Here is a 10,387-nt window from a genome sequence, read left to right on the forward strand (position 1 = left end):
AGGCTGCCTTTTCATTTGTCACGAGAAACGAGTGACAAATGAAAAAAATTATCCTGTCTTCCTTGGCGATCTTCGCGCCTTTGCGTGAGAAAAAATGGGTTGCGGGCAAAGTCCGCGTTAGTTTTTAATGCGAAGCTGAGCAACGCAAATTCCGTGTGTTCCGTGTATTCCGTGGGGCAGGCCTGGGAGACTTATTGTTCTTTATAATGCACTTGCAAAAAGTCAGCTATTAACTGGTAGTGATAAATATGTACCATTTAACTCTTTGTTTTTATTGACTACTGGCCACTGACTGCTGCGACTGGAAATAAGACTTTCTGCAGTCGCATCTTTATTGCATGCTCCGCTGTCAGGGAGCTGTGTGTCGCTGGGGGAGGCCTGTGCCTGAGATTTCGGTATTTCCCGAAAGACCCCTCGCACCTGATCCGGATAATACCGGCGTAGGAAAGCGGCTTTGGCATAACTTGAATTGCACTCAATACGGCAAAGGACAAGTTTATCAGGGCTGTTTCTTCTGGAAACAGCCCTTTTTTTATCAATAGAATGCATCTGTTCGGTCCCGGCCAAGAGCATTACCGCACTGCCGGTATGCTGGGCTTATGAGTCCTGGACAGATACAGTACAACCTACCCCTGCAACGCAACTTAAATTATCTTGAGAGTTCAAAGTACCTGGTTCTTCGTTCTTGGTTGTAAGAAATAAAGTCAATAAATTTGAATAGATACCTGGTCTGGACCAAAAGATATAGGCACTCCGGCATGCACTTGAATGTGTTTTTGTGCCTTTGGAGCCTGATTTTCAGCTTCAAGTGGGTGCAGAAGGAGCCTGTCCCCTTGAGGCACAAATAAGTTTCGTTGCAGGGCTACAGGAGGCTTGAAAATGGCACTGGATGAGATCATTATTTCCCGGGCGATTATCGAAACCTATACTAAAAAACTGATGGATTCCCTGGAACTGGACGTGGCCATATGCGGGGCAGGTCCCTCAGGGATGGTAGCCGCCTACTACCTGGCCGGTGCCGGGAAAAAGACGGCTGTGTTCGAGCGCAACCTGGCCCCTGGCGGCGGCATGTGGGGCGGGGGCATGATGTTCAACGAGGTGGTGGTCCAGGAGGATGCCAGGGAGATCCTGGACGAGCTGGGCATCAACTCAGTGGAGTACACTCCGGGTTACTATACTGCGGACTCGGTGGAAGCCGTATGCACCCTTGGGTCCAGGGCCGCCAAGGCGGGGGCCAGGTTTTTCAACCTGGTATGCATCGAAGACGTCATGATCCGTGAAAACCGCATCACTGGCCTGGTCATCAACTGGTCCGCGGTGGAGAGCGCAGGGCTGCATGTGGATCCCCTGACTGTTCGTGCTGATTATGTGGTGGAGGCTACAGGGCATCCGGTGGAGGTAATGCAGATCATTGAGCGCAAGATGGACACCAGACTTAATACACCCTCGGGCAGACTTGAAGGTGAAAAGTCCATGTGGGCGGATAAGGCGGAGGAACATACTATAGAAAACACTTCTGAGGCTTTTCCCGGGATCTATGTCTGCGGCATGTCCGCAAATGCCACTTTCGGATCTTACAGAATGGGTCCGGTCTTCGGAGGCATGCTGAGGTCAGGTAAAAAAGTGGCCCAGGAGATAATCAAACAAAGCAAATAGACTGGCATTCCGGGGATAACAGCCCTTGAAACTGGGTCGGCCCGGAGTCTGAACCCGGGCCGATATATCCGGATGATCCTTCATTCCCCAGGTGTATCTGGACGTATCTGTTTAGCGCCTTTTAAGGAAAGCAGGGGACAGGCACTCAGGGACCCACTTGAGCATCATTTTGTACACAAAATGACTCATCCTTTGGGACAAATGAGTCCCGGAAGAGCCAGTCCCCGTGCCACATGCAAAGCGCTAAACAGATACATCTGGACAGTCATTATTTTTTTAAATTATTTATTGTTAGTACTTAGCGGGGGACAGTCCCCAGGCCTGGAGCCAATAAGCACCACCGAGGAGCTCCTGAGTGGTTACGATAAAATGAAACAACAGTTCATGGGTTTCTGCATTCAGTACACTTTCCAAATAAATACATGCTGTGTTCGCTTAAGGTGAAACCGTGCTGCCTGGCCAGCTCTTCCTGGATCTGCTCAATCTTATGGTTGACGAATTCAATATTCTTTCCGCATTCCTTGCATATCAGGTGATCATGATGGCTTTGCCCAAAACATGCTTCATACCTGGAAACCCCGTCTCCAAAATCGACTTCCCGGGCGATTCCCGCATCAGTAAGAAGTTTGAGGGTGCGGTATACCGTGGCCTGGCCGACATCAGGATCATGCTTTTTTACCAGTTGCCACAGTTCTTCAGGTGAAATGTGGTAGCCTGAACTCCAGAATACATCAAAGATTATATCCCTTTGGGAAGTAAAATTGAGCTTGTTCCGTGCCAGATATAACAGAAATTGATCTTTTGCTGCCTGCATATATTTGTGCTTTGCTCCTGAAATACTGCCTGCCCGTAACCATTTTGAGCGGCCACCGGGGACAGGCACCCCGCACTTATTTTTAAAACCTGTCAATCATCCTTCAGAAAAATAAGTGCGGGGGTGCCTGTCCCCATTTTAGACAGGTTGAAAAGTTTTATAAGTTTCGCTGTAGTGCTAGAAAGGTCTTGGAATTCATAAGGGTTTTAATGTGATTTTTAAGGCTTCAGGAGTAATCATGCCGAAATAAAAGGTCAGGTTTGACTTTTTCTGAGTGGTATAGTCGATTACCCAGGAAGATGTATTGCCTTTGAATCCAATCTCTTCCGGAGGGAAAAACACGTGGCAGAAATAACTTTCATCGTAGACCAGGATGAAGACCTCCAGATTATCGCTGTTGATCTCAAGTTCAAAAGGAACGAAAAAAGAATAGATTGCCAGGTCGTCCTGAACTGTGACGGAGAAGTCAGTAATCTCAGTGGCCGGTATTTTTTCGCCATCTACCAGTATCCAGGTGAAGAAATCATGATGCTTAAGGTTTTTAAAGGTCTCATTGTATAATCTTTCCAGTTCGCTGTCGCTGATAGAGCCTGTTTTGTCCAAATTGTACTGGTTGATTATCCAGGCGCTCTGGTATTCATCAAAAGTCCACTCCTGCCAGACTCCCTTGATCCCATGCTCATCCAGTTCTACCTGCATTTCGGTTTCCAGGAAGACGTGGGGGTGTGCTGATATAGAAGCAGGGCCGGCAAGAAGCAGAAGCAGGAGAAGTACAGCAACTGCCAGACAGGCAGGATAATTACTTATACATTTATTGATAATTGACATGCTGCCGATAATAACTGCCTGCTTGAAAAAGTCAATGCCCCTGTATCTTATCTGAAGAGTTAACTTGAGAGTACAAGGTAAAAAGTAAAAAAATCAGGTGGTTAAAGTTGACGTGTATGTTTAGCGGCTGTTCACCAGGTCTTCCCGGCTGCGGTGCTTGCGCCATCTCCAGTGAGTGATGCCCAGTTTTTTGATTTTGTAGTTCAGGCTCCGTGGGGAAATTCCCAGTTGGGCGGCGGCTGCTTTCTGTACCCAGAGATTTTGCTCCAATGCGTCGATAATGGAAGTTCTTTCCTTACTCTCCAGGTCCGCCCCTGTCTCTGGACTGGTTGGTGTGTCCCGGTCCGAGCCCAGGATTCCTGAATTAAGATGGATGCTCTTTTCACTTATAACACCTTTTTTTTCTAAAAGTACTGCTCTTTCCAGAACATTGGATAATTCTCTGATGTTGCCGGGCCAGTGATAGGATTTAAGGACTTCCACGGCTTCAGGGGTAATATCCATTATCTTTTTGCGAAGCTGACGGCAAATCCTGTCCAGGAGGGTTCTGGACAGAGCTTCTATGCACTCCCTGCGCTGGCGCAAGGCAGGCAGGTGCAGCTTTAAAATATTGAGCCTGTAGTAAAGATCGCTTCTGAACTCACCGGTCTCAACCATCAGGGATAGATTTTTGTTGGTTGCTACGATGATGCGGATATCACTGTGGATGGTGCGGTTACCCCCCAGGCGCTGAAAACATTTCTCCTCCACCACCTGCAAAAATTTGGCCTGCAGTGATGAACTCATTTCACCGATTTCGTCAAGAAACACCGTGCCTCCATCCGCCTGCTCCAGTCTGCCCACCCTGGTCTGGAAGGCATCGGTGAAAGCCCCTTTTTCATGACCGAAAAGTTCGCTTTCAAGGAGGTTTTCCGGTAGATTGGCACAATTTATCTTCATAAAGGGCTTTTTATTCCTGGGACTGTTGAAGTGCAACGCACCGGCCAGAAAGCTCTTGCCCGTGCCTGTCTCCCCGGTGAGGAGCAGGTTGGAGTCGGTTTCGGCATATTTCCGGGTCCAGTGGATTATATCCTGCATGGCAGAACTCCGGGCCACTATCATGTCCAGGTTGTATACCACGTCCTGCTGGCGGCGCAGATAGTCTATTTCGTTTTTCATGCTCCTGCTCTCCAGAGCGCGCTCCACCGCCAGGTGGATTTTTTCACTGGAATATGGTTTGGCAATGAAGTCATAGGCCCCGGCCCGGATGACCTGCACTATCCATTCCGAATCGTCTCTTTCGCTGGTCACGATAATCGGGATATGTCCCAGTTGTTCCTGCACCTGCTGCAGAGTGTTCAGTTCCAGTTGGTTGTTGCTGTTGGCCTTCAGGTTCAACACCCCTACATCGAAAGCTGTGCCGCCGGCCTTTTTTTTGAGGCCGGACAAGGATGAGCACAGGGTCAGCACATGTCGGGCCCCCAGTGAACTGCTCAGGAGCCTGTGGTAGGCGTTGTTTTGTTCGATCCCCAGAACTCTGGCCATAGTTATGCTTTTTGTGGTTGAGTTCAACCGTACCTGTTAGAAGTTGGGGGGTAAATTCTGGTTGCATATCCATTTGAAACAATTTAACAATATTATTTATGACATTGCAAGAAAACAAATTCAACCCTGGTTGTCGTATTTGTCTGGGGTATACCTCCTATCGACTGGAAACCCTGCCTTTTGTCCGGGAAAAAATGCAGAGCTATCAGTGTATCGTATTGGAGGAACCCCCTACGCCGGGTTTCCAGGAAATGCTGCGAGGCGAAATGGCGGTGCAGGACTACCTCATGCTGACCGAGTTCGGTTTTCCAGGGTTTGCGCACAGTCAGTGTAAGCTTCTGCAGGAAATGCATGCCCGGGGTAAAGAGATCCTGCAGGTGGAACCATTTGTAGAAGAACTGATCGGTATCCACGAATTCTTTGCTGCCGGCGGCACTCCAGAGCAGATACGGGCAGGCACCAGGGCCAGGCTGGTCTACGAGGCCGAGCGTGACTGGAGCGCCAGACTCATGGATTTTTACAAGGTTTCAGGTTCAAGGCAAAGTTTTTCCAGCCTGGTACAGGCGGTTAAAGATTTTGCCGGAGCAGACGCGGAAAAAGGGCGGTTGCGGGACAGTATGAGAGCCAGGGCTCTGGAGATAATCCTTCCGGCGTACGAAAGTGTATACCTGGAGGCAGGGTATATCCATTTTTTTCTTGCCGGGGAGGTCTACATGAGAAAACCGGCCCGTTCCGCTATGGAAACCTTTTACAGCATGCAGAAATTTTTTCGGACAAGGCTGGGAAAAAGACAACTCCTGGGTCCAGGGGATGTGCTGACTCTCTTGTACACCTGGATGCCGGACTATGTCGGCCACCGGGCGGACCTGCTGGCTGCCCGGAGCCTGATTTACAACAAGATCGTACACAAGGAGGAGATGCTTGAGGAGGTTGACAAGTATCCCCATTCCCTGGACGAGCTCAAGGCGGTACAATTAGCCGGCAGCCTGGATTACGAGCAGTGCCGCGAACTTTATCAGAATATCCGGGGGCTGTCCACCCAGGAGGCCAGAGACACTGCCCGGCGAAAAACTATAAAAGCCAGGCAGTGATCCGGCGTATGTAACCATTCAGCGGGTGAGGACCCCCTGAATGCTTACGGCGTATCTGTTCAGCGCTTTTCTGGAAGCCATGCGGCATGCAAAGCGTTAAACAGACAGAATACGGCACTGGTCAGCTTATTTCAGAAGCTACTGCATCCCCCACCTGGCTGGTGGTCATGCCCATGCGTCCGGCTGACTGGCTTTGCATGCGTGGAAGCACCCTGCACACCGCATCTTCCAGCCCCTTTGCAGCCTCGGCCTCGCCAAGGTCTGCCAGCATGAGCTGACCGGCCAGGATGGACGCCACGGGGTTGGCTATGTTCTGTCCGGTATATTTGGGGGCAGAGCCTCCAATAGGTTCAAACATGGACACCCCTTTCGGGTTGATATTCCCCCCGGCGGCAATGCCCAGGCCGCCCTGGGTGATGGCCCCCAGGTCGGTTATGATATCCCCGAACATGTTGTCCGTGACCACCACATCGAACCATTCCGGGCTTTTGATCATCCACATGCAGGTGGCATCCACGTGAGTGTAGTCGATTTCCACTGCAGGGTATTCCTTGGACATTTCCCGGAAAACCCTGTCCCACAAGCCGAAGGCATAGGTGAGGACGTTGGTCTTGCCGCACAAAGTCAGCTTGCGTCGCTTGCGGGTGGCGGCCAGTTCAAAGGCATAGCGCAGGCAGCGTTCCACTCCCGTGTAGGTGTTGACGGATTCCTGCACGGCCACTTCATGCTCGGTTCCCTGCCGTAAAAAGCCTCCACAGCCGGCGTACAGGCCTTCGGTGTTCTCCCGGACCACGATATAGTCAATGTCTTCAGGCCCCTTGTCCTTCAGAGGGCATTCCACACCGGGATAGAGCTTTATGGGGCGCAGGTTTATGTACAAGTCCAGGACAAAGCGGGTGCGAAGCAGGATTCCCTGCTCCAGGATGCCCGGCCTGACCTCGGGATGGCCTATGGCTCCAAGGTATATGGCATGAAAGTCCTTGAGTTCTTCAAGGACGGAGTCCGGCATGACTTCACCGGTTTTGAGGTAGCGCTCCGCTCCCAGGTCGTAGATGTGCCAGTCCAGTTTGAATCCGTAGTGCCTGCCGGCCGCCTCCAACACTTTCTGCCCTTCCCGGACCACTTCAGGTCCGATGCCGTCTCCCGGAATGACGGCCACTTTGTACCGCTGCATCAATTTCTCCTCATGATTGTTTATGGGTTTGCCTAACGGAGCTTTGCCCGCCTTAGAAGTTTCGCTGTAGTGTTATGTTGTTTTACTGTTATCTTCTGGTTCATGATCAGCCTTTTTTTCCTGCTCCCTGGCCTTTTTATCCTGTTCTTCCTGCTCCTTTTCCTCGGCCTGCTCTTTTTCCCTGACCACCTCCCTGGAAGCGTCGGACTCGGTGTAGTATTCGATCTTGGGCTCGGGCTCGGAGTCGGTCTTGCTTGCAGGTGAACCGGTTTCCGTCTGTTGAGGCAGGTACTGTCTGGCTTCGTGTACCACCCGCATGGGCCTGGCATCGCCATGCTTGCTCTCGCCGAACCAGATGGTGTGATGCTGGAAGGGGATCTCTATGCCTCGCTCGTCGAAGATGCGCTTCATCCGTTCCAGAAAGGCCCGGCGAATGGCGAAATGACACAGGGGCCTGGTCTTGAGCCTGACCCTGATTTCCACGGCTGAATCGGTGATGTTGTTCATTCCGAAGATTTCCAGGTCGCCTATGATATCCGGCCCCCAGGTTTCATCCTGTTTGAGTTCCGCTGCTACGTCCTGCAGGGCAATGACCACCTCGCCGTAATTTTCCCGGAAGGCCACTCCGGCATCTATCATGGCGTAACCGTAGTCCCGGTTGTAGTTCTGCACAGAGGTGACTTCGCCGAAGGGGATGACATGCAGGGTGCCGGCGAGATCCCTCAAGGAAACTGTCCGAACAGTAAGGTGTTCAACTGTGCCGGCATGTCCCCCGGCTTCCACCCAGTCGCCCACGGCCATGGAGTCTTCAAGCAGAATAAAAGCACCGGTAATGACGTCGCGCACCAAAGTCTGGGCCCCGAAGCCTATGGCCAGACCTATGACACCGGCACCCGCCAGTAAAGGCGCAATATTTATCCCCAGGTGGGCCATAACGCTCATGCCGGCCACCAGTACCAGCCCGATGCGGATTACGTTGCTTAATAGCGGTAGAAGGGTCAACTTGCGGGAGCTGGCTCTTTTGTCTTCTGCATGCTCGGTTTCCAGGGCCATGGATTTTTCAATCCTGATACTAACGAACTCCCAGATTAAAAAGGCGGCAGCGATTATCACCAGAATAGTGAATACCTGAGAAATGATTGCTACGCCCTGAGGGGACATGAGCCATCCCAGGGTGCCAAGACCCCAGGCGTTTAGAATGGAAAAAATGGCCAGGAAATATATTATCACCTTTATGGTTTTTTTAAGCAGAGGGAGGTAACGATTGGCCCTGGCTTCCAGTTCCGGGTGTTTTGCCTTGAGATCGTCGCTGATTTTGAAAAGATAGTCCTGCCCGCGGTCGTTGAGCCTCAGGACAAAAGAAGTGATGAAAATTATGATGCCGGTCATAATGAGGGCTCTGGCCAGAAAAAACAGCCCCCCTTCAATCTGCATGGCCCAGGTCAGAAACATCCCCAGTATCAGGGCTATGGCCAGGACATGCCAGAAATCCGCCAGCCTGCGCCGGAGCACGCCAAGGGACTGCATTTTACGAAACATTGCCTGCCCTGTTTTGCCTTCCGGCAAAGGAACTTCTTTTGCTGAGGTTTCTTCCCCCCGCAGCCATCCGGCTACACAGGAACGGTTCTGCAGGATAAAAACGATGGCCATGAGGGTTACAATCAGCCCCAGTAGTTTTTGCATGGAAATGTAAAGGCTGACCGGCAGGCCCAGCAAAAGAGAAGCCTCCAGGATACAGTAACCATAGACAGTGATGCTTGTAATGCGGCGGATCCAGATATATAAGTATTGAGCAGATTCATTTCCCAGGGGCAAAAGCCGCAGGGCGGGAACTCCTGGAACCAGCACCATTCTGGACAGGGCCAGGATTACTTGTACAATCACAATGGCATTGACCGCTGCCAGGGTCACTACCTGGGTGCCGCTGCTTGGGTCCAGCAATGGAAGCAGGGTATAGGCTGCAGCGCCGAAAGCGATTATGGGAATAAGCTCCAGCAGAGTGCTTCCCATAAGCAGGACGAATCTCAAGGCCTTGTTGTAGGTCTCCTGGTCCTCCAGGGTTTTCCGCAACCTGTAAAGCAGGCGTCTGGCCAGCCAGTAGGCCAGAAATCCAACCAGTAATACCAGGGCCACCTTTCCGGCCATCTCCCCCCAAGAAGTCAGCACTTCAGGATCCTTGGCCTGCTGCGCCAGATCCAGAAACATGGCAGGCACCTCCTGGGTACTCTGTCCGGCTTCCGAAAGGACTTTGTTGATCTCCTGCATATGTCCGGTCATGATTGTCAGGATTTCTCCCAGGAGCCCGCCGGCATCGGCGAGGGGGTCCTCGTCTATCCTGGGCTCCTGGGCGGCCAGGAGGATTCTCAGGTCCTTTTTAAGTGCTTCCAGTTTTTGGGGATCATCCAGGTCCTGAAGAAGTCTTTCAATGCTGGAACTGGAAAGGTGCTGTCCCTGGACAGCCTGGCCTGGCTGAGCCTCAACGTTGACAGACAGACAAAACACAAAAAAGAATGTCAGGATAAGGGGTATAAAAAGCCCTGAAAGCTTTTTACAGTTAAGCATTAAACCTCCGCGAAAATTGCTGATGTTCTAAAAAATCGTTGTTTCTTTTCAGGAAGCTTACAGGAAAGGGGCTGGTTTGTAAATTGAATACTGAAGGCAGACCTGACAGATACGCCTGTAGAGAGCACTTTTGCAGGCCTGTCTACCAGGGATCGGGATTTGACAAAACCTGAGGAGGTTCGGTAAAATTATTATTTTACTTAAGTATAAGAATCATTACTGATTGTTTACATTAAACGCTGACCATGCCAGCAACCCAGGATCATGCCGTGCTCTTATCCCAATTCCAATTGGGACAGTCCCCGAGACAATATTTTTGTAGTTTTTATTGTTCCCACGCTCTGCGTGGGAACATCCTCTGGACGCTCCGCGTCCACAAAGATGAAGAGAAAGAAGTGCTCTTATCTCCATTGGGACAGTCCCCGAGACAATATTTTTGTAGTTACTGAAATCGTTAATTCGCAAAACTGATTGCCTTTGATCTGGTTGGTTCTTACGGGGACAGTCCCATACCAGGCGCTCAAGCCTGGTCTTTGCTCGAAATTTATTGATCCCACGCTCTGCGTGGGAACATCCTCTGGACGCTCCGCGTCCACCAATGACCGCAGAGCGGTCCAGATACGCTCCCACGCAGAGCGTGGGAGCGATAAGACTAAGCGTTCCCAGGCTGGAGCCTGGGAACGAGAGGCAGGCTGGAGCCTGGGAACGAGAGGCAGGCTGGAGCCTGGGAACGAGAGG

7 protein-coding genes and 1 riboswitch are annotated in these 10,387 nt (G+C 51.2%); of the genes, 2 read left to right on the forward strand and 5 right to left on the reverse strand.

The window, feature by feature from the left end; translation table 11 throughout:
• Window positions 1–359: 359 nt before the first annotated feature.
• Window positions 360–464, forward strand: a riboswitch (TPP riboswitch).
• 415 nt (window positions 465–879) lie between these two features.
• Window positions 880–1,656, forward strand: a complete 777-nt coding sequence (locus QZP87_RS02580) for a sulfide-dependent adenosine diphosphate thiazole synthase (protein WP_291321355.1) — start codon at window positions 880–882, stop codon at window positions 1,654–1,656.
• Between the two features lie 382 nt (window positions 1,657–2,038).
• On the opposite strand, the gene QZP87_RS02585 is transcribed toward QZP87_RS02580, so the two are convergent.
• The 3 genes from QZP87_RS02585 to QZP87_RS02595 all read right to left on the reverse strand — a co-directional run bounded on the left by QZP87_RS02585 (window position 2,039) and on the right by QZP87_RS02595 (window position 4,849).
• Complete coding sequence (locus QZP87_RS02585; RefSeq protein ID WP_291321356.1) at window positions 2,039–2,470, reverse strand: transcriptional repressor; 432 nt, start codon at window positions 2,468–2,470, stop codon at window positions 2,039–2,041.
• Between the two features lie 195 nt (window positions 2,471–2,665).
• The gene (locus QZP87_RS02590) at window positions 2,666–3,298 is read right to left on the reverse strand and encodes a DUF1007 family protein (protein ID WP_291321357.1); all 633 of its coding nucleotides are present in this window, start codon (window positions 3,296–3,298) and stop codon (window positions 2,666–2,668) included.
• Window positions 3,299–3,418: 120 nt separating this feature from the next.
• Window positions 3,419–4,849, reverse strand: coding sequence for a sigma-54 dependent transcriptional regulator (locus tag QZP87_RS02595; RefSeq protein WP_291321358.1), 1,431 nt, complete (start codon window positions 4,847–4,849; stop codon window positions 3,419–3,421).
• Window positions 4,850–4,920: 71 nt separating this feature from the next.
• Between QZP87_RS02595 and QZP87_RS02600 the strand changes: the two genes are divergently transcribed.
• Window positions 4,921–5,913, forward strand: a complete 993-nt coding sequence (locus QZP87_RS02600; protein ID WP_291321359.1) for a hypothetical protein — start codon at window positions 4,921–4,923, stop codon at window positions 5,911–5,913.
• Between the two features lie 121 nt (window positions 5,914–6,034).
• On the opposite strand, the gene QZP87_RS02605 is transcribed toward QZP87_RS02600, so the two are convergent.
• Together QZP87_RS02605 and QZP87_RS02610 are read right to left on the reverse strand one after the other, a co-directional pair.
• Window positions 6,035–7,087, reverse strand: a complete 1,053-nt coding sequence (locus QZP87_RS02605; RefSeq protein WP_291321360.1) for a 3-isopropylmalate dehydrogenase — start codon at window positions 7,085–7,087, stop codon at window positions 6,035–6,037.
• A gap of 72 nt (window positions 7,088–7,159) precedes the next feature.
• A complete protein-coding gene (locus QZP87_RS02610) occupies window positions 7,160–9,649 on the reverse strand; it encodes a mechanosensitive ion channel domain-containing protein (protein WP_291321361.1) in 2,490 nt (829 codons plus the stop codon).
• Between the last annotated feature and the right edge of the window lie 738 nt (window positions 9,650–10,387).

It is taken from the genome of Desulfonatronospira sp., from assembly GCA_003563255.1.
Lineage (GTDB): Bacteria > Desulfobacterota > Desulfovibrionia > Desulfovibrionales > Desulfonatronovibrionaceae > Desulfonatronospira.